The sequence below is a fragment of the Pseudomonas sp. LPB0260 genome, from assembly GCF_013388395.1.
On record NZ_CP058247.1, the window covers coordinates 5370529 to 5395904 of the forward strand.

At 67.8% G+C, this 25376-nt stretch carries 24 protein-coding genes; 16 read left to right on the forward strand and 8 right to left on the reverse strand.

The genetic code is table 11. The annotated features are described in order from the left end of the window. The first annotated feature begins 705 nt into the window (after window positions 1-705). From LPB260_RS23955 to gcvA, 4 genes are all read left to right on the forward strand, one after another. Window positions 706-1863 carry an iron-containing alcohol dehydrogenase gene (locus LPB260_RS23955; RefSeq protein ID WP_208708352.1) on the forward strand — a complete coding sequence of 386 codons (1158 nt, stop codon included), beginning with the start codon at window positions 706-708 and terminating at the stop codon, window positions 1861-1863. Window positions 1864-1931: 68 nt separating this feature from the next. After that, window positions 1932-3428, forward strand: coding sequence for a CoA-acylating methylmalonate-semialdehyde dehydrogenase (locus LPB260_RS23960; protein WP_208708353.1), 1497 nt, complete (start codon window positions 1932-1934; stop codon window positions 3426-3428). A gap of 122 nt (window positions 3429-3550) precedes the next feature. Next, window positions 3551-4333 (forward strand): IclR family transcriptional regulator, encoded by a 783-nt coding sequence (locus tag LPB260_RS23965; protein WP_208708354.1) that lies wholly within the window; start codon window positions 3551-3553, stop codon window positions 4331-4333. 15 nt (window positions 4334-4348) lie between these two features. After that, the gene (gene gcvA, locus LPB260_RS23970) at window positions 4349-5254 is read left to right on the forward strand and encodes a transcriptional regulator GcvA (RefSeq protein ID WP_208708355.1); all 906 of its coding nucleotides are present in this window, start codon (window positions 4349-4351) and stop codon (window positions 5252-5254) included. A gap of 15 nt (window positions 5255-5269) precedes the next feature. On the opposite strand, the gene gluQRS is transcribed toward gcvA, so the two are convergent. Continuing rightward, window positions 5270-6157 carry a tRNA glutamyl-Q(34) synthetase GluQRS gene (gene gluQRS, locus LPB260_RS23975; protein ID WP_208708356.1) on the reverse strand — a complete coding sequence of 296 codons (888 nt, stop codon included), beginning with the start codon at window positions 6155-6157 and terminating at the stop codon, window positions 5270-5272. A 98-nt stretch (window positions 6158-6255) separates the two neighbouring features. After that, window positions 6256-6699 (reverse strand): RNA polymerase-binding protein DksA, encoded by a 444-nt coding sequence (gene dksA / locus LPB260_RS23980; RefSeq protein WP_208708357.1) that lies wholly within the window; start codon window positions 6697-6699, stop codon window positions 6256-6258. A 198-nt stretch (window positions 6700-6897) separates the two neighbouring features. Between dksA and LPB260_RS23985 the strand changes: the two genes are divergently transcribed. Together LPB260_RS23985 and sfsA are read left to right on the forward strand one after the other, a co-directional pair. Next, complete coding sequence (locus tag LPB260_RS23985) at window positions 6898-8079, forward strand: pyridoxal phosphate-dependent aminotransferase (protein WP_208708358.1); 1182 nt, start codon at window positions 6898-6900, stop codon at window positions 8077-8079. Next, on the forward strand, window positions 8069-8776 hold the full coding sequence (sfsA, locus tag LPB260_RS23990) for a DNA/RNA nuclease SfsA (protein WP_208708359.1): 708 nt from the start codon (window positions 8069-8071) through the stop codon (window positions 8774-8776). Before LPB260_RS23985 ends, sfsA begins: the two co-directional genes overlap by 11 nt. A gap of 194 nt (window positions 8777-8970) precedes the next feature. Here sfsA and LPB260_RS23995 read toward each other — a convergent pair whose 3' ends face one another. Next, complete coding sequence (locus tag LPB260_RS23995) at window positions 8971-9288, reverse strand: Rieske 2Fe-2S domain-containing protein (RefSeq protein WP_208708360.1); 318 nt, start codon at window positions 9286-9288, stop codon at window positions 8971-8973. Window positions 9289-9489: 201 nt separating this feature from the next. On the opposite strand from LPB260_RS23995, the gene LPB260_RS24000 reads away from it, so the two are divergent. Genes LPB260_RS24000 through LPB260_RS24030 form a run of 7 tightly spaced genes read left to right on the forward strand, consistent with a single transcriptional unit; the run spans window position 9490 to window position 17676 of the window. Then, entirely contained in the window at window positions 9490-10473 is a 984-nt protein-coding gene (locus LPB260_RS24000; protein ID WP_208710143.1) for an iron ABC transporter permease, read from the forward strand. Further along, window positions 10473-11240 (forward strand): heme ABC transporter ATP-binding protein, encoded by a 768-nt coding sequence (locus LPB260_RS24005; protein WP_208708361.1) that lies wholly within the window; start codon window positions 10473-10475, stop codon window positions 11238-11240. The genes LPB260_RS24000 and LPB260_RS24005 overlap by 1 nt, the downstream gene beginning before the upstream one ends. Window positions 11241-11250: 10 nt before the next feature. Continuing rightward, window positions 11251-12144, forward strand: a complete 894-nt coding sequence (locus LPB260_RS24010; protein ID WP_208708362.1) for a ChaN family lipoprotein — start codon at window positions 11251-11253, stop codon at window positions 12142-12144. Window positions 12145-12178: 34 nt separating this feature from the next. Then, entirely contained in the window at window positions 12179-12376 is a 198-nt protein-coding gene (locus LPB260_RS24015; RefSeq protein WP_208708363.1) for a hypothetical protein, read from the forward strand. Window positions 12377-12391: 15 nt separating this feature from the next. Next, a complete protein-coding gene (locus LPB260_RS24020; RefSeq protein ID WP_208708364.1) occupies window positions 12392-15163 on the forward strand; it encodes a sensor histidine kinase in 2772 nt (923 codons plus the stop codon). After that, window positions 15160-15531, forward strand: a complete 372-nt coding sequence (locus tag LPB260_RS24025; RefSeq protein ID WP_208708365.1) for a response regulator transcription factor — start codon at window positions 15160-15162, stop codon at window positions 15529-15531. The genes LPB260_RS24020 and LPB260_RS24025 overlap by 4 nt, the downstream gene beginning before the upstream one ends. Before the next feature lie 3 nt (window positions 15532-15534). After that, complete coding sequence (locus tag LPB260_RS24030; RefSeq protein WP_208708366.1) at window positions 15535-17676, forward strand: exonuclease domain-containing protein; 2142 nt, start codon at window positions 15535-15537, stop codon at window positions 17674-17676. A gap of 234 nt (window positions 17677-17910) precedes the next feature. Here LPB260_RS24030 and LPB260_RS24035 read toward each other — a convergent pair whose 3' ends face one another. The 5 genes from LPB260_RS24035 to LPB260_RS24055 all read right to left on the reverse strand — a co-directional run bounded on the left by LPB260_RS24035 (window position 17911) and on the right by LPB260_RS24055 (window position 21880). Then, window positions 17911-18711 (reverse strand): Crp/Fnr family transcriptional regulator, encoded by an 801-nt coding sequence (locus LPB260_RS24035; protein ID WP_208708367.1) that lies wholly within the window; start codon window positions 18709-18711, stop codon window positions 17911-17913. Window positions 18712-18816: 105 nt separating this feature from the next. Continuing rightward, complete coding sequence (locus LPB260_RS24040; protein WP_208708368.1) at window positions 18817-19089, reverse strand: TfoX/Sxy family protein; 273 nt, start codon at window positions 19087-19089, stop codon at window positions 18817-18819. Window positions 19090-19141: 52 nt separating this feature from the next. After that, on the reverse strand, window positions 19142-19891 hold the full coding sequence (locus LPB260_RS24045; protein WP_208708369.1) for a class I SAM-dependent methyltransferase: 750 nt from the start codon (window positions 19889-19891) through the stop codon (window positions 19142-19144). A 2-nt stretch (window positions 19892-19893) separates the two neighbouring features. After that, window positions 19894-20238: a pentapeptide repeat-containing protein gene (locus LPB260_RS24050; RefSeq protein ID WP_208708370.1), complete on the reverse strand. Its 345-nt coding sequence runs from the start codon at window positions 20236-20238 to the stop codon at window positions 19894-19896. A 79-nt stretch (window positions 20239-20317) separates the two neighbouring features. Then, window positions 20318-21880 carry a bifunctional aminoglycoside phosphotransferase/ATP-binding protein gene (locus tag LPB260_RS24055; protein ID WP_208708371.1) on the reverse strand — a complete coding sequence of 521 codons (1563 nt, stop codon included), beginning with the start codon at window positions 21878-21880 and terminating at the stop codon, window positions 20318-20320. Window positions 21881-21998: 118 nt separating this feature from the next. Here LPB260_RS24055 and mrcB point away from each other — a divergent pair, with 118 nt between their 5' ends. Genes mrcB through LPB260_RS24070 form a run of 3 tightly spaced genes read left to right on the forward strand, consistent with a single transcriptional unit; the run spans window position 21999 to window position 25369 of the window. Beyond that, a complete protein-coding gene (mrcB, locus tag LPB260_RS24060; protein WP_208708372.1) occupies window positions 21999-24317 on the forward strand; it encodes a penicillin-binding protein 1B in 2319 nt (772 codons plus the stop codon). A gap of 15 nt (window positions 24318-24332) precedes the next feature. Continuing rightward, a complete protein-coding gene (locus LPB260_RS24065; RefSeq protein WP_208708373.1) occupies window positions 24333-25040 on the forward strand; it encodes a tetratricopeptide repeat protein in 708 nt (235 codons plus the stop codon). Then, window positions 25040-25369, forward strand: coding sequence for a YqcC family protein (locus LPB260_RS24070; protein ID WP_208708374.1), 330 nt, complete (start codon window positions 25040-25042; stop codon window positions 25367-25369). Before LPB260_RS24065 ends, LPB260_RS24070 begins: the two co-directional genes overlap by 1 nt. The last annotated feature ends 7 nt before the right edge of the window (window positions 25370-25376 follow it).

Sequence of the window (25376 nt, forward strand, 5' to 3'; positions counted from 1 at the left end):
TCCCGAACCGGCCTGTTCTGCTTGTCGCCTCTATCGCTGGCGGCAATAGGTGCGTTCGGCAGGTGCTTGGTCTGCTTCGGTGAGGCGGATATTAGGAATGAAGAATTGCGCTAACCAGCAATAAAAAATGGACCTAAGGCGGGGTTTTGCTTATGGGTGCATAAGTGCGTGACCTGGCGGTCACTCGAGCGCCCGAGGTGCTGTCAATGCGACCTATGTCGTCGGCCGCCGCTGCCGTCCATGAGGTAGTTTGCTAATGGATCCATAAAAAAAAGCGGCTCATAGGCCGCTATTTTTTTGCTTTTCAGCGCTTTTTATCTTCATAACAATAGATTTCGTATCGATATCGCGGGTTCGCCAGGCCGGGATCGACCGCTGAGGGCCGCTCCCCGTGAGCGTCTGAGCGAGGGGGAAAGGCAGGGCAGTGGCGAAGTTTGAGAGTGCCGGGCGTTGCGTTATCAGCGCCGGCAGTTCCGCCGCGGATAGATAAGCAAGTCGCCTTTCGCCTGTTGGAATAGTGACGGTGCTTTATTACCAGTGGCGTGATGGCACTTTAGCAAGTACGGCGAGATTGGCCCGCATCGACAGTTTATTTGCGTCACCCGCGTCGGCTTAGCCAAGCGGTCGACATCGACAGAACAATAACGCCTGGGACTATTCAGTCCGAGTTTCCAGGCCCAGTTACTCGGAAATAATGGAGTCGTCATGGCTACTCAAGTGATCCTTCCCCGCATCATGCAGATTGGCGAGAACGCCAGTCAGGATATTCCGCTGGTGATGACCAACCTGGGCTGCAAGCGGCCGCTGATCATCACCGACAAGATGATGGTCAAGCTGGGTTACGCCGCCACCATCCAGGAGCGCCTGGCGGCCCACGACATCACCGCCGAAGTGTTCGACGAGACGGTGCCGGAGCCGACCGTGGCGTCGATCCAGGCCGGCGTGGAGAAGGCGCGCAACGGCGACTACGACTGCATCATCGCCCTCGGCGGCGGCAGCCCGATCGACAGCGCCAAGGCCATCGCCATCCTCGCCAAGCATGGCGGCGAGATGCGCGACTACAAGTTCCCGCGCATCGTCGTCGAGTCCGGCCTGCCGATCATCGCCGTGCCGACCACCGCCGGCACTGGCTCGGAAGTCACCCGGGTGACCATCATCTCCGACGAGAAGACCGACGAGAAAATGCTCTGCGTGGGCATCGGCTTCATGCCGGTGGCGGCGCTGATCGACTTCAGCCTGACCCTCAGCCTGCCGTCGCGCATCACCGCCGACACCGGCATCGACGCCCTGACCCACGCCATGGAGGCCTACGTCAGCAAGAAGGCCAGCCTGTACAGCGACAGCCAGGCCCTGGAGGCCATGCGCCTGATCGCGCCGAACCTGCGCCGCGCCTACCACGACGGCGCGGACAAGGCCGCCCGCGAGGCCATGATGCTCGGCTCGACCCTGGCCGGCGTGGCGTTCTCCAACGCCTCGGTGGCGCTGGTGCACGGCATGAGCCGACCGATCGGCGCACACTTCCATGTGCCCCACGGCCTGTCCAACGCCATGCTGCTGCCGACCGTCACCGAGTTCTCCATCCCGGCCGCCGCCGCGCGTTACGCCGACTGCGCCCGCGCCATGGGCGTGGCCAGTGCCCAGGACAGCGACGAGGTGGCCAACGACAAGCTGCTCGCCGAGCTGCGCGCCCTCAACGACGAGCTGCAGGTGCCCACGCCCGAGCAGTTCGGCATCGATCGCCAGCACTTCTTCGACCAGCTGCAGGTCATGGCCGAGCAGGCCCTGGCCTCCGGCTCGCCGAACAACAACCCGCGCGTGCCGAGCGCCGAAGAGATCATCGAGCTCTACAAGAAGCTCTGGTAAGCCCACGTCTATCAGCCATTAGCGGTGGCGAGCCAGCCGCCTCAACCCCTTATCGAGGAACAGTTGCGATGAACACAGTAGGACACCTGATCAACGGCCAAGTCATCAGCGACGCCGCGCGCCTGCAGGACGTTTACAACCCCTCCACCGGCGAGGTCAGCAAGCAGGTTGCCCTGGCGTCCAAGGCCACCGTCGAGCAGGCCATCGCCGCCGCCGAGGCGGCCTTCCCGGAATGGCGCAATACCCCGCCGATCAAGCGTGCGCGGGTGATGTTCCGCTTCAAGGAGCTGCTCGAGCAGAACGCCGAGCGCATCGCCCAGATGATCGGCGAGGAGCACGGCAAGATCGCCCATGACGCCCTCGGCGAGCTGCAGCGCGGCATCGAGAACGTCGAATATGCCTGTGGCGCCCCCGAGCTGCTCAAGGGCGAGCACAGCAAGAACGTCGGCCCGAACATCGACTCCTGGAGCGAGTTCCAGCCCCTGGGCGTGGTCGCCGGCATCACCCCGTTCAACTTCCCGGCGATGGTGCCGCTGTGGATGTTCCCCATGGCCATCGTCTGCGGCAACTGCTTCATCCTCAAGCCGTCCGAGCGCGACCCCAGCTCCACCCTGTTCATCGCCCAGCTGCTGCAGGAAGCCGGCTTGCCGGATGGCGTGATGAACGTGGTCAACGGCGACAAGGAAGCGGTCGACGTGCTGCTCTGCGACGAACGCATCCAGGCCGTCAGCTTCGTCGGCTCGACGCCGATCGCCGAGTACATCTACAAGACCGCCAACGCCAACGGCAAGCGCTGCCAGGCTTTAGGTGGCGCGAAGAACCACGCCATCGTGATGCCCGACGCGGACATGGACAACGCCGTCAACCAATTGCTCGGCGCGGCCTTCGGCTCCTCCGGCGAGCGCTGCATGGCGCTGTCGGTGGCCGTGGCGGTGGGCGATGCGGCCGCCGATGCGCTGGTCGAGAAGATGCAGGCCGCCATGCAGTCGCTGAAGGTCGGCGCCTACTCGGACAAGAGCAACGACTTCGGTCCGGTGATCACCAAGGCCCATCAGCAGAAGGTGGTCGGCTACATCGACAGCGCCGAAGAGCAGGGCGCCAAGGTGGTGGTCGACGGCCGCAATCCGCAGGTCGAAGGTCACGAGAACGGCTTCTTCGTCGGCGGCACGCTGATCGACAACGTCAACCCGGAGATGCTCAGCTACAAGGAAGAGATCTTCGGCCCGGTGCTGCAGGTGGTGCGCGTCAACAGCATGCAGGAGGCGATGGACCTGATCGATGCCCACGAGTACGGCAACGGCACCTGCATCTTCACCCGTGACGGCGAGGCGGCGCGCTACTTCTCCGACAACATCAAGGTCGGCATGGTCGGCATCAACGTGCCGCTGCCGGTGCCGGTGGCCTACCACAGCTTCGGCGGCTGGAAGCGCTCGCTGTTCGGTGACCTGCATGCCTACGGCCCGGACGCCGTGCGCTTCTACACCAAGCGCAAGACCATCACCCAGCGCTGGCCGTCGGCCGGGGTGCGCGAGGGTGTGTCCTTCTCCATGCCGACCATGAAGTAAGCGGCCGCCAGCTCGGGGCAGCCTGCGCCTTGCGCAGGCCGGAGGCCACGCCCACGCAAGGGGGGCGTGGCCTCCGTCGTTTATGCCCGGGGATTGCCCGCTGTACAGGGGGAAATGAACGAATGACTACGACGACGCGCGAGAAAGGCTCCTCGATCAGCCGGGTGCTGGAGATCATCGAGGCGGTCTCCAGGGCCGAGCGGCCGATGTCCCCGGCCGACCTCGCCTACCAGCTGGATATCCCCAAGCCGAGTATCCATCGCCTGCTCAGCCAGCTCGAAGGCGACGGCTACCTGCAGATCAACATGCGCGGGCTCATCGTGCCCGGCGACCGCATGCACGACATCGCCCTCGGCGTGTTGCATAGCGGGCGCTTCAAGGCGCCGCGCCAGGCCATCCTCAAGCGCCTGACCGCGGAGATCGGCGAGACCTGCGGCATCGCCATTCCCAACGGCACCGAGATGATCTACTACGACCGGGTGCAGACCGACCGGCCGCTGCAGGTGTACCTGCCGGTGGGCAGCCATACGCCGATCTGGTGCACCGCCAGTGGCAAGCTGTACCTCAGCTCGCTGCCCCGGGAGCGGCGCCAGCGCATCATCAACAACCTGCCGCTGCAGCGCTTCGCCCGCAACACCCTGACCAGCGCCGCGGCGCTGGAAGCCGCCTTGCTCAAGACCCGGGATGAGGAGCTGGGCACCGATGACGAGGAGTTCGTCGATGGCCTGGCGGCCTGCGCAGTGCCGATCCGCGGTCGCGATGGTCGCTTGTTCGCCTGTCTGTTCGCCCATGCGCCGCTTATACGCAAGAGCCTGGGCGAGCTGCTGACATATACTCCGTTGTTACGCGAGGCGGCCGGGGAGTTGGGTCAGCTGATCAATGACACGGAGGTTGTCAGGGACTGAATTCGAGCGTGAGCGATGAAGAAGAGGCTTCCCCCACTGAACTGGCTGCGGTCGTTCGAGGCGTCCGCCCGCCACCTGAACTTCACCCAGGCGGCCACCGAGCTGAACCTGACCCAGGCGGCGATCAGCCAGCAGGTCAAGGGCCTGGAGTCGCAGCTCGGCGTCAGCCTGTTCAAGCGCCTGCCACGCGGCCTGGAGCTGACCGAGGCGGGCCAGGCCTACATGCCGGTGGTGCACGAGGCGGTCGAACGCCTGGCCGCGGCCACCGACGAACTGTTCGGCCAGGGGCGCAAGCGCCTGCTCACCGTGCGGGTCAACCTGGTGTTCTTCACCACCTGGCTGGCCCCGCGGCTGGCGCGCTTTCGTGAGCGCCACCCGGATGTCGGCCTGCGCTTCACCAGCAATATCTGGCTGGACGAGCGGGAGAAGGAGGCGGACATGGAGATCCGCTACGGCCAGGGCGTCTGGGCGGGCTACAAGTCCAGCCGGCTGACCTGGGACGAGCTGTTTCCGGTGTGCAGCCCGCAGCTCAACAACGGCGAGGCGCCGCCCGCGTCCCCCGAGGCCCTGGCCGATCACACCCTGCTGCATGTGATCGGCTACGAGGAGGGCTGGGGCTACTGGCTCAACCAGACCGGCTTCCTTCACGTCGATCCGTCCCAGGGCATGCAGTTCGATACCCTGATCACCGCCCTGGAGATGGCCACGCTCGGCCATGGCCTGGCGCTGGGGCGCACCTCCCTGGTGGCGGGGATGATCGAAAGCGGGCGTCTGCTGGCGCCGTTCGAGCAGCGGATTGCCACCTCCGAGGCGTTCTACCTGGCCTGCCCGGCGCACCAGTACATGTCGCCCCAGGCCGAGGCCTTCTGGTCATGGCTGGAGGAGGAGGCGGAGCTCGCCCGCGACCCACTGCGCCACTGAGCCGCCGGGCACCGTCTAGCGCAACTGCGCCTCGGCCAGGGTGCGGCTGCGGGGAATGCGCCCGGCGTCCCAGTGCCGCGCGGCCCATTCCAGCAACTGCGCCGGGCGCGCCTCGGCGAGTTCGCCGGGGACCTTTTGCCCCAGGGCATGCAGGGCGCGCAGCAGCAGCGGCGCGGCTTGGTCGGCGGGCAGCGGCGGCGAGCGGTAGGACTTGCCCAGCTTGTGGCCGTCGGGCTGGATGATCAGCGGCACGTGTAGGTAACGCGGCTGGGCCGCGCCGAGCAGCTCCTGCAGATAGAGCTGGCGCGGGGTGGAGTCGAGCAGGTCGGCGCCGCGCACTACGTCGGTGACCCCCTGCCAGGCGTCGTCGAGCACCACCGCCAGCTGGTAGGCGTACAGGCCGTCGCGGCGGCGAATGACGAAGTCGCCCACCTCGCGGCCCAGGTGCTGGCGATACTCGCCCTGCACGCGGTCGCTGAAGCCGTAGCTCAGCTGCGGCACGCGCAGGCGGATCGCCGCGTTATCGGGCGCGTGGCCGGCGTCGCGGCAGAACCCCGGATAGACCCCGTGATAACCCTCCAGCTGCTTGCGCGAGCAGGTGCAGGCATAGGCCAGGCCGCTGTCCAGCAGGCGCTCGATCAGGGCCTGATACTCGGCATGCCGCGCGCTCTGGCGCACCAGCTCGCCGTCCCAGTACAGGCCGTAGCTCTCCAGGGTGCGCAGGATCGCGTCCTGGGCGCCGGGCACCTCGCGCGGTGGGTCGAGGTCCTCCATGCGCAGCAGCCAGCGACCGCCGACGGCGCGCGCATCCAGGTAGGACGCCAGGGCGGCGACCAGGGAACCGAAGTGCAGATAGCCACTGGGGGTGGGGGCGAATCGACCGATGTAGCGGGGAGCGTTCATGCGGGCGGGCTGCAGGGTTGGGCGCGGGAGAGCGTGGGGCGGGGTGTGCGGGCGCGGGGCAGAAACAACGCGGGGCGCCTCAGCGCCCCGTGATCAGATCAGGAACCGATCTGCTTTTCCTTGATTTCCGCCAGGGTCTTGCAGTCGATGCACAGGGTGGCGGTGGGGCGGGCTTCCAGGCGACGGATGCCGATCTCGACACCGCAGGAATCGCACCAGCCGTACTCGTTCTCTTCGATCAGCTCGAGGGTCTCGTCGATCTTCTTGATCAGCTTGCGCTCGCGGTCGCGGGCACGCAGTTCCAGGCTGAACTCTTCTTCCTGGCTGGCGCGGTCGGCCGGATCGGGGAAGTTGGCCGCTTCGTCCTGCATGTGATGCACGGTACGATCGACTTCCTGCATCAGTTCCAGCTTCCACTTGTTGAGGATGCCGGTAAAGTGGGCGCGCATCGGCTCGCTCATGTACTCCTCACCCTTGCTCTCTTGGTAGGGTTCGAAGCCACGAATCAGTTGGCTGCTCTTTGCTTTTGCTTTGATGGGCATGGATGACCGCCTCTCACTCTCTCTAATCCACTGCGCAGGAGTGGTGTCCCTTTGCCGATTTCGCATCGGCCCTGCGGCTGCAAGCGGGCGAACTTACCAGAACGATTGAAGCCGCGCCACTCCCGGTTGTCGAGGTTGCTGCCGTTTCGCCGGGCGCTTGGTTAGAATCCGCCTTTCAACCTCTTTCAAGGCAGGTCCATGGCCCAGTCATACAGTGCGCGCAGCCGTGCCATCGAACCCTTCCACGTCATGGCCTTGCTCGCCCGCGCCAATCAGTTGCAGGCCGATGGCCACGACGTGATCCATCTGGAGATCGGCGAGCCGGATTTCACCACCGCCGCGCCCGTCGTCGCCGCCGGCCAGGCCGCGCTGGCTGCCGGGCATACCCGCTACACCGCGGCGCGGGGTATCCCGGCGCTGCGCGAGGCGATTGCCGGTTTCTACGCACAACGCTACCGGTTGAGCATAGACCCTGAGCGGATTTTGATTACCCCGGGCGGTTCCGGCGCCCTGCTGCTGGCCAGCAGCCTGCTGGTCGACCCGGGCAAGCACTGGCTGCTGGCCGACCCGGGCTACCCCTGCAACCGCCACTTCCTGCGTCTGATCGAAGGCGCCGCGCAACTGGTGCCGGTAGGCCCCGAGGTGCGCTACCAGCTGACGCCCGAGCTGGTCGACCGTCACTGGGATCGCGACAGCGTCGGCGCCCTGGTCGCCTCGCCGGCCAATCCAACCGGCACCCTGCTGCCGCGCGAGGAGCTGGCCGCGCTGTCCCAGGCGCTGAAGGCGCATGGCGGCCATCTGGTGGTCGACGAGATTTACCACGGCCTGACCTACGGTGTGGACGCGGCCAGCGTGCTGGAAGTGGACGACGAGGCCTTCGTGCTCAACAGCTTCTCCAAGTATTTCGGCATGACCGGCTGGCGCCTGGGCTGGCTGGTGGCGCCGCCGGCGGCGGTGCCGGAGCTGGAAAAACTGGCGCAGAACCTCTATATCAGCGCGCCGAGCATGGCCCAGCACGCCGCCCTGGCCTGTTTCGAGCCGCAGACCCTGGAGATCTGCGAGCAGCGTCGCCACGAGTTCCAGCGGCGCCGCGACTTCCTCCTGCCGGCGCTGCGCGAGCTGGGCTTCAGGATCGCCGTGGAGCCGGAAGGCGCCTTCTATCTATATGCCGACATCAGCGCCTTCGGCGGCGACGCCTTCGCCTTCTGCCAGCACTTCCTGGAGACCGAGCATGTGGCCTTTACCCCGGGGCTGGACTTCGGCCGTCATCTGGCCGGCCAGCATGTGCGCTTCGCCTATACCCAGAACCTGCCGCGGCTGCAGCAGGCGGTCGAGCGCATCGCCCGCGGCCTGAAGAGCTGGCGCCCCGATGCGCTTTGAACCGCCGCTGCAGCAGGGCCGCCTGCTGCGCCGCTACAAGCGCTTTCTCGCCGATATCGAGACGGCGAGCGGCGAGCAGCTGTGCATCCACTGCCCCAATACCGGCTCGATGCTCAACTGCATGAGCGAGGGCGCGCGGGTCTGGTTCAGTCGCTCGAGCGACCCCAAGCGCAAGCTGCCGGGCACCTGGGAAATCGGCGAGACGCCCCATGGACGCCTGGCGGTGATCAATACGGCGCGGGCCAACGCCCTGGTGGAGGAGGCGCTGCGGGCCGGACTGATCGCCGAGCTGGCCGGCTTCACCGAACTCAAGCGCGAGGTGCCCTATGGCCAGGAGCGCAGCCGCATCGATTTTCGCCTGGACTACCCGGGCGGGCCGGCGTTCGTCGAGGTCAAGAGCGTGACCCTGGGCTTCGCCGATTCGGCCGTGGCGGCCTTCCCCGATGCGCGCACCGAACGCGGCGCCAAGCACCTGCGCGAGCTGGCCGCGCTGGCCCGCGATGGCGTGCGCGCGGTGCAGCTGTATTGCGTCAACCTGAGCGGGATCGAGGCGGTGCGCCCGGCCGAGGAGATCGACCCGGCCTATGCCGCGGCCCTGCGTGAGGCCATCGCCGCTGGCGTCGAGGTGCTGGCCTATGGCGCCGACATCGGCCCCGAGGAAATTCGCCTGGTGCGCAGGCTCGAGGTGCAAGGCTAGGGTGCGCCCTGCCCACCGCTGGATAGGCACCATGGCGACGAGCGCCGGTGCGCACGGCGCACCCTACGTGGCATGGACATCCCAACCGATGGACTACGCTGGGCCCTGATTAGTAGGGTGCGCCATGCGCACCGATAGATGGACGCCATGGCCTCGAGCGTCGGTGCGCGCGGCGCACCCTACGCGGCGTGGGGCTAGGACTGGAGCCAGATTCCCTCGGCGTCTTCCACGCAGGTGAGCGCCTCGAGCGCCTGTCCGGCGCAGGGGCCGGCGACGCACTCGCCCGACTCGATGAGAAACAGCGCGCCATGGGTGGCGCACTGGATCAGGCTGGCGCTGGCGTCGAGGAACTGGTCGGGCAGCCATTCCAGGGGAATGCCGCGGTGCGGGCAGCGGTTGGCGTAGACGAACACCTGGCCAGCCTTGCGCACGGCCAGCAGCTTGCGCCCCGCAACTTCAAAGCCCCGGCTCTGGCCCTCGGCCAGCTCGTGCGGGGCGCATAAACGCGTCATCGGATTCTCCACGGCAGGCGGCCATTATGCCGCGCCGTGCCCGCTTGCCAAGCGCCGGGCGACGGAGCCGCCGTGATCGGGCTGGCGGCCAGCTCCCCAGCCTTTTATCCTGCCAGCCAACTTCCGGCCGCCAGGTCCGTCCACGCCATGCATCCTGTCATTCCACCGCGCGCGCTGTTTCTCGCGCTGGGCCTGCTGCTGTTGCTCGCCCTCTGGCTGTCCCTGGCCCTGGGGCCGGTCAGTCTGCCGCTGCAGGACACGCTGCAGGCGGCCCTGCGCCTGGTCGGCCTGCCGCTGGGCGGTGCCGAGCTGCAGCAGGCCGAACTGATCCTCGGCCAGATCCGCCTGCCGCGCACCCTGCTGGGGCTGGCGGTGGGCGCGGTGCTGGCGCTGACCGGGGTGGCCATGCAGGGGCTGTTCCGCAACCCACTGGCCGATCCGGGGCTGATCGGCGTGTCCGGCGGCGCCGCGCTGGGGGCGGCTGTCGCCATTGTCGGCGGGGCGGCGTTCGGTGGCCTGCCCGCCGGACTCGAGCCCTATCTGCTGTCGGCCTGCGCCTTCGGCGGCGGACTGATGGTGACCAGCCTGGTCTATCGCCTGGGCCGCCGCGACGGCCAGACCGACGTGGCGACCATGCTGCTCGCCGGCATCGCCCTGACCGCCCTGGCCGGTGCGGCGATCGGCCTGTTCACCTACCTGGCCGACGACGCCACCCTGCGCAGCCTGACCTTCTGGAACCTCGGCAGCCTCAACGGCGCCAGTTATTCGCGGCTGTGGCCGCTGCTGCTGATCACCCTCGGCGTAGCGCTGTGGCTGCCGCGCCGGGCGCGGGCGCTGAACGCCCTGCTGCTCGGCGAGTCGGAGGCGCGCCACCTGGGCTTCGATGTCGAACGGCTGAAGCGCGAGCTGGTGCTGTGCACTGCCCTGGGGGTGGGCGCGGCCGTGGCGGCGGCGGGCATGATCGGCTTCGTCGGCCTGGTGGTGCCGCATCTGGTGCGCCTGCTCACCGGCCCGGATCACCGCCTGTTGCTGCCGGCCGCGATGCTCGCTGGCGCCGCCTTGTTGCTGCTCGCCGACCTGGCCGCACGGCTGCTGCTGGCACCCGCCGAACTGCCCATCGGCATCGTCACGGCGCTGCTCGGTGCGCCCTTCTTCCTCTATTTGCTGGTACGGGGGCGAGCCTGATGCTGCAGGCGCAAGAGCTGGCCGTTCGCCGTGGCCACAACACCGTGTTGGCGGACATCGACCTGCAGCTGCGCCCGGGCGAGCTGCTCGGCGTGCTCGGGCCCAACGGGGCGGGCAAGAGCACCCTGCTCGGCGCCCTGGCCGGCGAGCTACCGGCGGCCCACGGTCGGGTGCTGCTGGACGGGCGCCCGCTCGCCGACTGGCCCGGGCCGGAGCGGGCGCGGCGCCTGGCGGTGCTGCCGCAGAGCTCGACGCTGAACTTCGCCTTTCGCGTCGAGGAGGTGGTGGCCATGGGCCGGCTGCCCCATGCCAGTGGCCGGCGGCGCGATGCCGAAATAGTCGCCGAGGCTCTGCACGCCGCCGATGCCGCCCACCTGGGCGGGCGTAGCTACCTGCAACTGTCCGGCGGCGAACGCCAGCGCGTGCACCTGGCGCGGGTGCTGGCCCAGCTGTGGCCGGGCGGGGCGGGGCAGAGCCTGCTGCTGGACGAGCCGACATCGATGCTCGACCCGCTGCACCAGCACATCACCCTGCAGGCCACCCGGCGCTTCGCCGAGCAGGGCGCCGCGGTGCTGGTGGTCCTGCATGATCTCAACCTGGCGGCGCGCTACTGCGATCGACTGCTGCTGCTCGCGGACGGCCGCCCCCATGTGCTGGGCACGCCCGACCAGGTGCTGCGTGCCGAGCCGCTGCGCGCGGTGTTCGGCCTGGAGGTGCTGGTGCAGCGCCACCCCGAGCGCGGCCACCCCCTGATAGTCGCCCGCTGAGGAGTCGCGCATGCGCCTGCTACTTATCGCCTTGGTGCTGTTGCTTGCCGGCTGCCAGGCCGCCTTGCCGCCGCTGCCGGCCTGGCAGAGCCCCGAGGGGCGCCAGCACGCGCAACTGGGGCAGATCGTCGAGCTGGCCAGCGGCCGGCGCCTGAGCCCGACGCAGCTGGTCGAGCGCCTGGCCGCGGCGCCACGGGTGCTGATCGGCGAGCGGCACGACAACCCGGATCATCACGCCCTGCAGCTGTGGCTGCTCGAGGCCCTGGCGGCGCGGCGCGTCCAGGGCAGCCTGCTGCTGGAGATGCTCGGCCCGGACCAGCTGGAGCGGGTCGAGGCGACGCGCCGGCGCCTGGCCGGCGGCCAGGCGGTGACCGACCTGCCCGCCGCCCTGGCCTGGCAGCCGGGCTGGGACTGGGCGCTGTACGGACCGATCATGCGCCATGCCCTGACCCAGCCTTATCCGACGTTGCCGGCCAACCTGGGGCGTGACGAGGTCATGCAGGTCTATCGCCAGCCGCCGCCGCTGGCCGGCAAGGCCTCTACCGCGCCGAAGGTGCGCACGGCGCTGCTGGCGCAGATCCGCGCTGCCCATTGCGACCAGCTGCCGCAGAGCCAGCTGCCGGCCATGCTCGCCGTGCAGCAGCAGCGCGACCGGCGCATGGCCGAGGCGCTGTTGGCATCGCCGCAGCCGAGCCTGCTGCTGGCCGGCGCCTATCACGTGCGCCGCGACCTGGGCGTGCCCCTGCACCTGGCCGACCTGGGCGCTACGCCGGACACCGGCGTGCTGCTGCTGGCCGAGGTCGGCACTCGGGTCGAGGCAGGGCAGGCCGACTACGTCTGGTACACCCCGGCGCAAGTGGAGCAGGACCACTGCGCGCGCATTCGTCAGGCGGCGGATCGCTGAGATTCGTCCACACTAGTCTCAGGAGGTGTGGACCATGGCCGATCAGACCCGGCGGACCCAGCGGCTGGTGGCGCTCTTTGCGCTTGGCTGGCTGCTGTTCAGTTACCCGCTGCTCGCGCTGTTCAACGTCGACGGCACGCTGCTGGGCATTCCGTTGCTCTATGCCTACCTGTTTCTGGCCTGGGCCGCGCTGATCGGGCTGATGATCCTGGTCATCGAACGCTCGGGCTGAGAGGGGGCACGGCCGATGCTGCATGGCGGCGTGATCCTGCTGGCCTCCTGCGCCTACCTGGGGATTCTCTTCGCCATCGCCTACTGGGGCGACAAGCGTGCCGACGCCGGCCGCTCGATCATCGCCAACCCCTATATCTACGCCCTGTCGATGGCGGTCTACGCCACTTCCTGGACCTTCTATGGCAGCGTCGGTCGCGCCGCGGCCAGCGGCGTCGGCTTCCTGCCCATCTACCTCGGGCCGACCCTGATGGCGGCGCTGTTCTGGCTGGTGCTGCGCAAGATGATCCGCATCAGCAAGGCCAACCGCATCACCTCGATCGCCGACTTCATCGCCGCGCGCTACGGCAAGAGCGCCCTGCTCGGTGGCCTGGTGACGCTGATCGCGGTGGTCGGGGTGATTCCCTATATCGCCCTGCAGCTGAAGGCGGTGTCGACCAGCTTTCTTATCCTCCTGCAGTACCCGCAGATCGTCATGCCAGCGCAGCAGGCCAGCGCCGGCCTGCTGCAGGACACCGCGCTCTATGCGGCGCTGCTGCTGGCGGCCTTCACCATCGTCTTCGGTACCCGTCACCTCGATGCCACCGAGCGTCACGAGGGCATGGTGGCGGCGATCGCCTTCGAGTCGCTGGTCAAGCTGCTGGCCTTTCTCGCCGTGGGCATCTTCGTCACCTTCGGCCTCTACCACGGCTTCGCCGACCTGTTCGAGCAGGCGCGGCGCCTGCCGCAGGTGAGCGGCCTGCTGACCCTCGGCGGTGCGGCCGGCAGCTACGGCTCCTGGGCCTCGCTGATCCTGCTGTCGATGCTGTCGATCCTGTTCCTGCCGCGGCAGTTCCAGATCGGCGTGGTGGAGAACGTCAACGAGCAGCACCTGGCCAAGGCGATCTGGCTGTTCCCCCTGTACCTGCTGGCGATCAATGTCTTCGTCCTGCCGATCACCTTCGCCGGCCTGATGCACTTCGCCCCGGGCCAGGTCGACGCCGACACCTTCGTCCTCACCCTGCCCATGGCCCTGGGCCATGAGGCCTTGGCCCTGCTGGTGTTTATCGGCGGCCTGTCGGCGGCCACCGGCATGGTCATAGTCGAGAGCATCGCCCTGTCGACCATGATCTGTAACGACCTGGTGATGCCGCTCCTGCTGCGCTGGCGGGCTCTGGGCCTGGCGCGGCGCAACGACCTGTCCGGCTTGCTGCTGGGCATCCGCCGCGGCGCCATCGTGCTGCTGCTGTTGCTCGGCTACGTCTACTACCGCGCCGCCGGCGAGGCCTACGCGCTGGTGTCGATCGGCCTGGTGTCCTTCGCCGCGGTGGCCCAGTTCGCCCCGGCGATGCTCGGCGGCATGTACTGGAAGCAGGGTACCCGCGCCGGCGCCCTCTGCGGCCTGCTGCTGGGCTTCGCGCTGTGGCTCTATACCCTGCTGCTGCCGGCGTTCGCCAAGTCCGGCTGGCTGCCGCTGTCGTTCATCGAGCAGGGGCCGCTGGCCATCGCCTGGCTCAAGCCACTGGCGCTGTTCGGCCTGAGCGGCCTGGACGAGATCAGCCACGCGCTGTTCTGGAGCCTCACCGCCAACCTCGGCGGCTATGTCGCGGTGTCGCTGCTGGGCCGGCAGAGCGCCCGTGAACACGCCCAGGCGCTGCTGTTCGTCGACGCCTTCAAGGTCGCCGGACGCGGCTCCAGCCTGTGGCGCGGCAAGGCCTCGGTGGCGGAGATCAGCGCCCTGGTCGGCCGCTTCCTCGGCCCGCAGCGCGCCGCCGCAGCCTTCGCTGGGCACGCGGCACGGCGCGGGCTGCGCTCCAGCGAGGAGCTCGAGGCGGACGCCGAGCTGGTGCATTTCGCCGAGCAGCAGCTGGCCGGCGCCATAGGCGCCGCTTCGGCGCGGGTGATGCTGGCCTCGGTGGTGGAGGAGGAGCCGCTGGGCATGGACGAGGTGCTCGGCATCCTCGATGAAGCCTCCCAGGTGCTCGCCTACAGCCGCCGCCTGGAGCAGCAGTCCCGCGAGCTGGAGGCCGCCACCGGCGAGCTGCGCGCGGCCAATGCCCGGCTGCAGGAGCTCGACCGCCTGAAGGATGACTTCATCTCCACCGTGACACACGAGTTGCGCACGCCGCTGACTTCCATTCGCGCCTTCTCCGAGATACTCAACGACAATCCTGAGCTGGAGGCGCAGCAGCGCGCCCGCTTCATCGCCATCATCGTCAAGGAGAGCGAGCGCCTGACCCGGATGATCAACCAGGTGCTGGACCTGGCCAAGCTGGAGTCGGGCCGGGCCGAGTGGCACGCGAGCGCCGTCGACCTCCGGCAGGTGATCGAGGACGCCGTGGCCACCACCAGCCAGCTGCTCAGCGACAAGGGGATCAGCCTCGGCCTCGACCTGCCGGCGCAGGTCGCGCCGGTGCAGGCCGACCGCGACCGCCTGCTGCAGGTGTTGCTCAACCTGATCTCCAACGCGGTCAAGTTCTGCGCCGCCGAGGACGGGCGCATCGACATCGTCCTGCGCGAGCTGCCCGAGGCGCTGCGGGTGGAGGTGCGCGACAACGGTGCCGGCATCGACCCGGGCGATCAGGAGGCGATCTTCGAGAAATTCCGCCAGGCCGGCGACCACCTCACCGAGAAACCCCAGGGCACCGGCCTCGGCCTGCCGATCAGCCGGCAGATCATCGAGCACTTCGGCGGCCGCCTGTGGGTGGACAGCGCGCGTGGGCAGGGCGCCTGCTTTTCTTTTACCCTTCCCTTAGGGGGCGACGCCGAGACGCCGGCCCCTGGCCGCAAGACGGAGGAACAGGCATGAGCCGTACCGTGTTGATCGCCGACGACGAGCCGAACATCGTCATCTCCCTGGAGTTTCTCCTGCAGCAGGAGGGCTATCGGGTGCAGGTGGCGCACGACGGCCAGGAGGCCTGGGAGGCGATCCAGCGTCAGCCGCCGGACCTGGTGCTGCTCGATGTGATGATGCCGCGCCTGAGCGGCTTCGATGTCTGCCAGAAGATCCGCGAGAACCCGGCCTGGCAGCAGCTGCCCATCGTCATGCTGACCGCCAAGGGCCGCGAGGTGGAGGTCAGCAAGGGCCTGGCACTGGGCGCCGACGCCTATATCAGCAAGCCGTTTTCCACCCAGGAACTGCTGGCCCAGGTGCGCGCGCTGCTCGGGGACGCCTAGGTCATGCGCCCGCGCCTCAGGTTCGTCGCCTGGCTGGCCGGGCTGGGGCTGCTGCTGGGCGCCTTGCTCGGCCTGGCCGGCGCGGCGCTGTGGCTCGACCTGGACGCGGCGGAGCGGGCCGCGCTGCTGGCGTTGCCCGAAGGGCGCGGCGCCTTGCTGGTGGTGCTTGGCGGCCTGCTGCTGGTGCCCTTCGCCGTGCTCCTGCGAATCGGCCTGGCGGGTTATCCGGAGGCGGCGGCGCGCCTGGTCGAGGAAGTCGACATCATCCGCCGGGTCAACAGCGGCCATCGTCTCAAGCCAGTGGGAGCCCGGCCGATGCGTCGCCTGGCCCGCGCGCTGAATGCCTTCGCCGAGGCCCATGGCGCCCTGCAGCAGGAGGTGAAGCAGCGCATCGACGAGGCCAACGCCCATCTGGAGCAGGAGAAGAATCGCCTGGCCGCGCTGATGTCGGAGCTCGCCCAGAGCGTGCTGGTGTGCAACCGCGAGGGGCGCATCCTGCTCTACAACAGCAGCGCCAGCCTGCTCCTGGAGCCGGGCGCCGCGGAGGCGGTCGGTACGCCGGTCGGCCTGGGGCGCTCGATCTTCGCCATCCTCGACCAGCGGCTGATCGTCCACGCCCTGGAACGCCTGCGTCAGCGCCTGGCGCAGCACAGCCCGCGGCCGGTGGCCAATTTCGTCACGGCGCGCGGCGCCCATCTGCTGCGCGCGCAGATGGTGCCGCTGCAGGATGCCCTGGGCGAGCTGATCGGCTTCGTGCTGATCCTCGAGGACATCACCCGCTCGGTGGAGCTCAACAGCCGTCGTGACGCCCTGCTGCTGCAGCTCACCGAGGGCAGCCGCGCCGCCCTGGGCAATATCCGCGCCGCCGCCGAGACGGTGCAGCAGTACCCGCAGATGGACGCCGAGCAACGCCAGCGTTTCGGCGCGGTGATTCTGGATGAGGCGCAGCGCCTGTCCCAGCAGTTGCAGCAGACCCTGGCCCGGCATGCCGACATCCTCAGGCCGCAGTGGCCGCTGGAGGACATGCTGGCCAGCGACCTGCTGCTGGCGCTGCAACGCAACTTCGCCACGGTACTGGGGGTCACCGCGCACTACGGCGGCGATGATCGACCGCTGTGGCTGAGCCTGGACAGCTATTCCCTGGTGCAGGCCATGACCCAGCTGATGGGCGCGCTGGCGAACGCCTGCGGGGTGCGTGAGGTCGAGCTGGAACTGGCCGGCGAGGGCGGTTTCGCCCGCCTGGGGCTGCGCTGGAACGGCGCCGGTCTGGAGCCGGAAGTGCTGCACGAGTGGGAAGAGCGGCCGTTCAGCCTGGGCGGCGACGACCCCGGCGCCTCGACCCTGCGCGAGGTGCTGGAGCGCCACGGCGGCGAGCTCTGGTGCCAGACCGACCACGCCGCCGGCGTCGGCCGCCTGTGCCTGCAGTTGCCGATCATCGAGCCTCAGCCGCAGCCGGCGCAGTCGTCGCCAGCCCACGGCCGCCCGGTGTACTACGACTTCGACCTGTTCAGCCAGCCGGGGCAGACGCCGGAGCTGGATGAGCGGCCCCTGAGCGAACTGGCCTACACCGTGTTCGACACCGAGACCACTGGCCTGGCGCCGTCCGAGGGCGACGAGATCATCTCCATCGGCGCGGTGCGCATGGTCAATGGTCGGCTGCTCAAGCAGGAATGTTTCGAGCAGTTGATCGACCCCCATCGCTCGATCCCGCGGGAATCGCAGCAGGTGCATGGCCTGACCCCGGAGCTGCTGGCCGGCCAGCCTGGCATCGCCCAGGTGCTGCCGCTGTTTCAGCGCTTTGCCGAGGACACGGTGCTGGTCGCGCACAACGCCGCGTTCGACATGCGTTTCCTGCAGCTCAAGGAGGAGCAGACGGGCGTGCGCTTCATCCAGCCGGTGCTCGACACCTTGCTGCTGTCGGCCCTGGTCCATCCCGGGCACAACCCCGATGAGCACCGCCTCGAGCAGATCGCTGCGCGCCTCGGTGTGCAGGTGATCGGCCGGCATACCGCCCTGGGCGATGCCATGGTCACCGGCGAGGTGTTCCTGCGCCTGCTGCCGTTGCTCGCCGAGCGCGGCATCCACACCCTGCGCCAGGCCCGCGAGGCTTCGCAGAAGACCTTCTATGCCAAGCTCGAGTATTGATCTTCGGCGTACGCCGAAAACAGCCGGGCAAAAAAAAGACCCGGCATGCGCCGGGTCAATAACCGTGATTAGCCTGATGAGGAGATAATCTGAAGAGTCCGACTGCCGGGCCCTAGAGCTTATCGGCTGATCTCGCGACCAGTTGAGTGAATAATAACAATTCTCATTTCGATGTCAACGCTCTTTCGCGAGAAATTCTGCGCGGCTGTGTGTGTTGGCGCGGGGCGCCAGTTTCTAGAGCGCGATCGGCGGCAGGCGCAGCTGGGTGATTTCCTTGTTCATCAGGTCGATGCGCCTGGCCATGCTTTCGATCAGGCTATGGGCGATCCGCGGGTTGCTCTGCATCAGGCTGAGGAACTGGTCCTTGGGAATCACCATCACCGTGCAGGGCTCGGTTGCCAGCACGGTGGCGCTGCGCTTTTCCCGGGTGAACACGGCCATGGCGCCGAAGATCTCGTCCTTCTGCACGTCACCAACCTTGTGCCCGTCGACGAAGGCCTCGGCATGGCCCTCGATGATGATGAACACGTGATCGGCGGCGTCGCCCTGGTGAATCAGTTCTTCGCCGGCGGCGAAGTGCTGGAAACCGGTCGAGGTGCGCAGCTCCGGCTGCTTGAGGCGCGCCAGGGCATCGGAGAGCAGGGCGGTATGACCGATCAGGTACTGGATGAGCAGTTCCTGGCGCTGCTCGCTGGCGTAGATGTGCTTGAACACTTCATTGCGCGAATAGGGCAGCAGGCTGAGGGGCTCCTCGCTGCGGTAGCGGCAGCTGGGCAGGTCGATGCCCTGGCGCAGGCCGACCAGGTCGCCCTCCTGCAGGTAGAACAGCGGGCGCCCATCGACCAGGGCATGCAGCAGGCCATCCTCGATGATGAACAGCTGGTTGCTCGGCAGCTCCGGCGCCAGGTCGTCCACCTGTTCCAGCAGCAGCGCCGGACCACAGGGTTGCAGTCCGTCCAGCAGCTGGGCGGGGATGCTCTGCAGTCGGCTGATCAGCTGGTCGGCGTAAGCCGGTTGCTCCCCGAGTAGATACATGGGCGTAATTCCTTGAACGGACTGGACTGACGAAGCGCACGGATGGCCCTGACACAATAGGTGGCGCCCGGCTTCTGGTAAATCCCCGTAAGCAGAGGTTGTGAGCTAGCTCTTGTTGTGTGCCACGCAGGCTTCGAGCTGGCCGTTCAGCTCCGCCTTGTGGGCGGGCGGCAGCTCGTTCCAGTGCACGTTCAGCAACGCGCCCTCGATGGCGTAGAGCAGCACCTTGGAGGCGCGAAAACCCCGGGCCCGCACGGCCTGGTAAGCGCTCACCGCGCCCAGCCGGCGCAGGTCGTTGGCGCTGTGGATGCCGGCGGCATGTAGCCAAAGGGCCGAAGTCTTGCCGAGGTTCTTCAGGTGTTGCAGTTCGTCGTTCATCAAGCCTCCTTGCGTCGCGAATGGGCGAAGCTGAATAACGAATGGAAGGCGATCAGCGTGCAATGCCTGCCAGTAAGTGTAGCGGCCAGCGAATCGGGCGTGGCTGGTCGGGATCCCCCCAGGCCTGCTGCAGTGCCGGCTTCAGCGCGCCGACCGGGTCGCGGCCGTGCTTGCGCTGCCAGCGCTGCACCGCCGACCAGGTACCCAGATAGCCGGTCAGCTGGCCGAGGTTCCAGGTCGCTTCGAGGGCCAGTTCGGGCGCTTCGAGGCGGGGAAAGGGAAGCGGGATGTCGCGGTAGCCGGCATCGACACTGGCGCGACCGTCCAGCCAGTAGCCGGCCAGGGTGTTGCCGTAGAAATCCTCGATCAGTGCGTCCAGGCGACTGTCGACCTGCATCAGGCCGTAGCACCAGGCGCAGAACAGGCCGTCGGGCCTGAGCAGCCGGCCGACTTCGGCGAAGAATGCCGGGCCGGCGAACCAGTGCAGGGCCTGGGCGACCACGATCAGATCGAGGCTGGCGGATGGCAGGGGCAGCGCTTCGGCGCTGGCGGCGAACAGCTGGATGCCCTGCCAGTCGCGACCGGCTCGCAGCTGCTCGAGGCTGGCATCGCAGGCCAGTACCTGGGCGAAGTGCCGAAGCAGGGGGCGGCTCGCCTGGCCGTTGCCGCAGGCGATGTCCAGGGCGCGTTGGCGTTGCGGGCTGTGCTCGGCCAGCCAGTCGAACAGGGCGTCCGGGTACTGCGGGCGATAGCTGGCGTAGGCCGCTGCGCCCGTTCCGAACAGCTCGGCCACCTCGCTCATGCTCAGCGGGTCCGGTAGCGCAGGCGCGTGCCGAAATTGACCGACATCAAGAGTTCGTCGGCGGACAGGTCGGCGGGGAAGTAGGCGCCGGAAATCTGCGCGTGAGCCAGGCTGGCGCCCTCGAGGAGGGCCTCGCGCAGGTCCAGGCCGCGCAGGTCGGTGCCACGGAAATAGGCGTCGCGGAAGTTGATGCCCTGGGCGTCGAGGGCGCGCAGATCGAGGCCGCGGAAGTCGCCGCCGCTGAGATCGACTTCGACATCCCGGGGACGCTGGGCATTGAAGCCAGCGATGTTCTCCTCACGCAACAGGCGGTAGAGCGGGCTATCGAGTTGGCGTGGCTGGCTCATGGGGGAAACCTTCCTGGGTGGCGTCCCCCGCCAGTATAGAAGCCGCGGCGCGATCTGCCCGATCGTGCTGCGACAGCCCTTACAGCCCCGGCAGGCGCTGACGGATCTGCTTCACCAAGTTGTCCAGGCTGGCACTGTCGTGGGTCTCGACGCGGCGGCTGTTGGCCTGTTCTTCCTCGCTGAGCGGCTCGCGGCTGGCCTGCTGGGCCTGGATCACTTCGAGGGTGGCGTCGGACGGGTCGACGCCGGCGGCCTGGCGCTGGCCCAGCCAGCTGGCGATGACGTCCTCGGGGGCGTGGCAGTCGAGGATCAGGAAGGGTACGGCGCTGGCTTCGGCGATCTGCCAGGCGCCCTGGCGCTGCTCCCGCTTGAGGTAGGTGGCGTCGATCACCACCGGAAAACCGGCATGCAGGGCGAGTTCGGCCAGGCGATGCAGGCGCTGGTAGGTGGCGAGGCTGGCATCCTCGCTGTAGATGCCGGCGCTCAGCTGGCCCTGGTCGGCATTCGACTGCTCACCGAACAGGCGCTTGCGTTCGACGTCCGAGCGCAGGCGCACGGCGCCCAGGGCTTCGACCAGACGCATCGCCACGGAACTCTTGCCGACGGCCGAAACCCCATGGGTGACGGCCAGAAAGGGCGTGGGAATGGCGCTGTAGCTTTCCGCCAGGGCGGCGTAACGGCGGTACTGGCGCAGGATCACCGCACGCTGCACCGCGTCCTCTTCCTGGCCGAGGCGGAACAGCGCGACCTTGCCGCGGACCATGGCGCGATAGGCCTTGTAGAAGTTCAGCAGCTCCAGCGCGGCGTAGTCGCCGGTGTATTCCAGCCAGGTGCTGACGAAGCGCCGCGACAGGCACTTGAGCCCGCGGTCTTCCAGGTCCATGGCGAGGAAGGCGGCATCGGAGATGATGTCGATCAGGCGGAACGGCTCGTTGAACTCGATGCAGTCGAACAGCACCACCTGGCCGTCGAGCAGGGTCACGTTGCCCAGGTGGATATCGCCATGGCATTCGCGAATGAAACCCTCGGCCTTGCGCTGGCCGAGCAGCGGCATGAGGCGTGCGTAGCTGCTCTCGGCCCAGGCCTGCAGGGCGTCGAGTTGTTGCATGTCGGCCGAGTCGGACAGCAGTGGACGGATCTGCTCGAAATTCTGCAGCACCGGCGCCATGACCGCCTCGGCGCTGCCGAGCTCATGCGCCTGCGGCACTTGTGGGGCCTTGAGGTGGAACTCGGCAATCTGTCGGGCCAGGGCCTCGATATGGCCCTCGCTCAGCTCACCGCGCCCCTGTACCTCGCCGAGCAGATGCTCCTGGGGGAACTGGCGCATCTTCAGCGCGTACTCGATGACCGGGCCGTCGCCGGACAGCTGTGGCGCCTCGGCACTGCCGCTGATCGGCAGGACTTCCAGGTACAGGCCCTGGGTCAGGCGCTGGTTGAGGCGCAACTCCTCGTTGCAGAAGTGCTCGCGCGCCGCCAGTTCGGTGAAGTCGAGGAAGCCGAAATTCACCGGTTTCTTGATCTTGTAGGCGTAGGGGCCGGTCAACAGGACCCAGGAGATATGCGTCTCGATGACCTGGAACCCGTCCACCGGGTGGGGGTAGAGGGCCGGGTTCTGCAGGGCGGCGATCAGGGCTTGGCTCACAGGCGATCCTTGGCGTTCGGGCAATAGAAGAGGCCGGCATTATGGCCGCTGTGAGCCGCTCTGCAAACCGCCTGGCAGCGCCTGCCCGTGCCAGGCAAAGTGCGTATAATGCCGCGCCATGACTCGTACCCGATCCCCCCGTTCCCGCTCCAAACGTCGCTCGCGCGGCCTGCGTCCCTGGCTTGGCTGGGCTTTCAAGCTCGGCCTGGTTGGCTTGGTCATCCTAGCCGGCTTTGCCGTGTACCTCGACGCCGTGGTCCAGGAGAAGTTCTCCGGCAAGCGCTGGACCGTGCCCGCCAAGGTCTATGCCAGGCCCCTCGAGCTGTTCGTCGGCCAGAAGCTGGCCAAGGACGACTTTCTCAAGGAGCTGGACGCCCTCGGCTATCGCCGCGAGAGCGCCGCCAATGGCCCAGGCGCCGTGGCGGTGGCCGGCAACAGTATCGAGCTGCACACCCGTGGCTTCCAGTTCTACGAGAGCAGCGAGCCGGCGCAGCGCGTGCGCGTGCGCTTCTCCGGCGATTACGTCGCCGGCCTCAACCAGGGCAATGGTGCCAACCTGGCGGTGGCGCGTCTGGAGCCGATGCTGATCGGTGGCCTGTATCCGGCGCATCAGGAAGACCGCGTGCTGATCAAGCTGGAGCAGGTGCCGCCCTATCTGGTGGAAACCCTGGTGGCGGTCGAGGATCGCGAATTCTTCAACCACTTCGGCGTGTCTCCCAAGGGCATCGCCCGCGCGGTGTGGATCAATGCCACGGCCGGCCAGTTGCGCCAGGGCGGCAGCACCCTGACCCAGCAGTTGGTGAAGAACTTCTACCTGACCAACGAGCGCAGCCTGACTCGCAAGGCCACCGAAGCGATGATGGCGGTGCTGCTGGAGCTGCATTACGAGAAGAAGGACATTCTCGAGGCCTACCTCAATGAGGTCTTCCTCGGCCAGGACGGCCAGCGCGCGGTGCACGGTTTCGGCCTGGCCAGCCAGTACTTCTTCAGCCAGCCGCTGTCGGAGCTTAAGCTCGAGCAGGTGGCGCTGCTGGTGGGCATGGTCAAGGGGCCGACCTACTACAACCCGCGGCGCAATCCCGAGCGCGCCCTCGAGCGGCGCAACCTGGTGCTCGACGTGCTCGTCGAGCAGGGCGTGGTGAGCGCCGAGCAGGCCGAGGCGGCCAAGCGCAAGCCGCTCGGCGTGACCCCGCGCGGCAGCCTAGCCGACAGCTCTTTCCCGGCCTTCCTCGACCTGGTCAAGCGTCAGCTGCGCCAGGACTATCGCGAGGCGGACCTGACCGAAGAAGGGCTGCGCATCTTCACCAGTTTCGACCCGATCCTCCAGCTCAAGGCCGAAACCGCCCTGGCCGACTCCCTGAAACGCCTGTCCGGGCGCAAGGGCGTGGACCAGGTGGAGGCCGGGATGGTGGTGACCAATCCGGAAACCGGCGAGATCCAGGCGCTGATCGGCAGCCGTCAGCCGCGCTTCGCCGGCTTCAACCGGGCGCTGGATGCGCTGCGGCCGATCGGCTCGCTGATCAAGCCGGCGGTCTACCTGACGGCCCTGGAGCGCCCCAGCCAGTTCACCCTGACCAGCCTGCTGCAGGATCAGCCCTTCTCCATCAAGGGCCAGGACGGCCAGGTCTGGAGCCCGCAGAACTACGATCGCAAGGCTCATGGCACGATCTACCTCTATCAGGGCCTGGCCAACTCCTACAACCTGTCCACCGCCAAGCTCGGCCTGGAACTGGGCGTACCGAATGTGCTCAAAACTCTTGAGCGTCTCGGTGTCGAGCGCAAGTGGCCGGCCTATCCCTCGATGTTGCTGGGGGCCGGTGCGCTGACGCCGATGGAGGTGGCGGACATGTACCAGACCCTGGCCAATGGTGGCTTCAACACCCCGTTGCGCGGCATTCGCAGCGTGCTGACCGCCGAGGGCGAGCCGCTCAAGCGCTACCCCTACCAGATCCAGCAGCGCTTCGATGCCGGCGCCATCTACCTGCTGCAGAACGCCATGCAGCGCACCATGAGCGAAGGCACCGGCCGTTCGGTGTACAGCCAGTTGCCCCGCTCCTTGAATTTGGCGGGTAAGACCGGCACCAGCAACGATTCGCGCGACAGCTGGTTCGCCGGCTTCAGCCAGGATCTGCTGGCGGTGGTGTGGCTCGGTCGGGACGACAACGGCCCGACGCCGCTGACCGGGGCCACTGGCGCCTTGCAGGTGTGGACCGATTTCATGCGCAAGGCCGATCCGCTGCCGCTGGACATGCCGCTGCCGGACAACGTGGTGCAGGCCTGGGTCGACGCCAATAGCGGCCAGGGCTCGGATCCCAGCTGCCCGAATGCCGTGCAGATGCCGTATATTCGCGGCAGTGAGCCGGCGCCGGGACCAGGCTGTGGCATACAGGCCCCGGTCGATTCGGTGATGGACTGGGTACGTGGCTGGTTGAATTAAGTGAGAGGGTGTGAAGTGATTAAGTGGTGGATTCCTGCTCTGACAGCCTCGATGGTGCTGGGTGGCTGTGCCAGCGTCCCGCGCGGTTCGATCCCGGTGGTCGACTCCAGCGGATCGGTCTATGACCAGCAGGAGGCGGGTGGTGGCAGCTATGGTCAGCCGGCCATCCAGCCTCAGCCCCAGGCCGTTCCGCAGGATTCCGGGGTGGTGGTGATGGTGCCCCAGGGCGCCGGCAGCTCTGCGCCCATCCAGACCTTCCCGGCGCCGAGCGCGCCGATAGGCGGTGCCAGCGACAGTTCACCGCAGGTCATCGGCGAGCCGCAGGGCGGTTACAGCGCGCCAGCGCCCTCGATGCCCAGTGGGATTCCCAGCAGTGGCGGGCTGGCTGCCGATGAGCAGTTGGATGGTCCGGTACTGGCGCTGTTGACCACGGCGCAGCAGCAGCAGGGCAGTGGAGACCTGAACGGTGCGGCCTCCAGCCTCGAGCGCGCCCAGCGCATCGCCCCGCGCGAGCCGCAGGTGCTCTATCGTCTGGCCGAAGTTCGCCTGGCCCAGGGCGATGCGGCGCAGGCCGAGCAATTCGCCCGTCGCGGTCTGAGCTATGCAAGTGGTCGGCCGGCCTTGCAGGCCAGCCTGTGGAATCTGATCGCCCAGGCACGTGAGCGTCAGGGTGACCCTGCCGGCGCCGCCCAGGCGCGCGAGCGGGCGCGGGTCAGCCTGTGATGGATGCGCGAGTGCCGGCTATTGCGGAGCAGTTGCTACTGATCGAGCGCGAACTGCGCGGGCAGGGCTGGTGGAGCGAGCAGCCGCCCAGTGCCCAGGCGTTGGCCAGCCAGCAGCCATTCTGTGTCGACAGCATGGCGTTCGAGCAGTGGCTGCAATGGATATTCCTGCCGCGGATGAAACAGATGCTGGAGGCCGGGGCGGCGCTGCCCAGTGTCTCGGGTATCCAGCCGATGGCGGAACAGGTCTACAGCGACCGCAGTGCCCAGGCTACGGAGCTGATTCGCCTGCTGGGCGAATTCGATCGGTTGATCGGCGGCGCGGCCTGACGCCGCG

Coding starts and splice junctions, on each gene's coding strand:
- LPB260_RS23955 (WP_208708352.1), top strand. CDS start 706: ATGGCTACTCAAGTGATCCTTCCCCGCATCATGCAGATTGGCGAGAAC.
- LPB260_RS23960 (WP_208708353.1), top strand. CDS start 1,932: ATGAACACAGTAGGACACCTGATCAACGGCCAAGTCATCAGCGACGCC.
- LPB260_RS23965 (WP_208708354.1), top strand. CDS start 3,551: ATGACTACGACGACGCGCGAGAAAGGCTCCTCGATCAGCCGGGTGCTG.
- gcvA (WP_208708355.1), top strand. CDS start 4,349: ATGAAGAAGAGGCTTCCCCCACTGAACTGGCTGCGGTCGTTCGAGGCG.
- gluQRS (WP_208708356.1), bottom strand. CDS start 6,157: ATGAACGCTCCCCGCTACATCGGTCGATTCGCCCCCACCCCCAGTGGC.
- dksA (WP_208708357.1), bottom strand. CDS start 6,699: ATGCCCATCAAAGCAAAAGCAAAGAGCAGCCAACTGATTCGTGGCTTC.
- LPB260_RS23985 (WP_208708358.1), top strand. CDS start 6,898: ATGGCCCAGTCATACAGTGCGCGCAGCCGTGCCATCGAACCCTTCCAC.
- sfsA (WP_208708359.1), top strand. CDS start 8,069: ATGCGCTTTGAACCGCCGCTGCAGCAGGGCCGCCTGCTGCGCCGCTAC.
- LPB260_RS23995 (WP_208708360.1), bottom strand. CDS start 9,288: ATGACGCGTTTATGCGCCCCGCACGAGCTGGCCGAGGGCCAGAGCCGG.
- LPB260_RS24005 (WP_208708361.1), top strand. CDS start 10,473: ATGCTGCAGGCGCAAGAGCTGGCCGTTCGCCGTGGCCACAACACCGTG.
- LPB260_RS24010 (WP_208708362.1), top strand. CDS start 11,251: ATGCGCCTGCTACTTATCGCCTTGGTGCTGTTGCTTGCCGGCTGCCAG.
- LPB260_RS24015 (WP_208708363.1), top strand. CDS start 12,179: ATGGCCGATCAGACCCGGCGGACCCAGCGGCTGGTGGCGCTCTTTGCG.
- LPB260_RS24020 (WP_208708364.1), top strand. CDS start 12,392: ATGCTGCATGGCGGCGTGATCCTGCTGGCCTCCTGCGCCTACCTGGGG.
- LPB260_RS24025 (WP_208708365.1), top strand. CDS start 15,160: ATGAGCCGTACCGTGTTGATCGCCGACGACGAGCCGAACATCGTCATC.
- LPB260_RS24030 (WP_208708366.1), top strand. CDS start 15,535: ATGCGCCCGCGCCTCAGGTTCGTCGCCTGGCTGGCCGGGCTGGGGCTG.
- LPB260_RS24035 (WP_208708367.1), bottom strand. CDS start 18,711: ATGTATCTACTCGGGGAGCAACCGGCTTACGCCGACCAGCTGATCAGC.
- LPB260_RS24040 (WP_208708368.1), bottom strand. CDS start 19,089: ATGAACGACGAACTGCAACACCTGAAGAACCTCGGCAAGACTTCGGCC.
- LPB260_RS24045 (WP_208708369.1), bottom strand. CDS start 19,891: ATGAGCGAGGTGGCCGAGCTGTTCGGAACGGGCGCAGCGGCCTACGCC.
- LPB260_RS24050 (WP_208708370.1), bottom strand. CDS start 20,238: ATGAGCCAGCCACGCCAACTCGATAGCCCGCTCTACCGCCTGTTGCGT.
- mrcB (WP_208708372.1), top strand. CDS start 21,999: ATGACTCGTACCCGATCCCCCCGTTCCCGCTCCAAACGTCGCTCGCGC.
- LPB260_RS24070 (WP_208708374.1), top strand. CDS start 25,040: ATGGATGCGCGAGTGCCGGCTATTGCGGAGCAGTTGCTACTGATCGAG.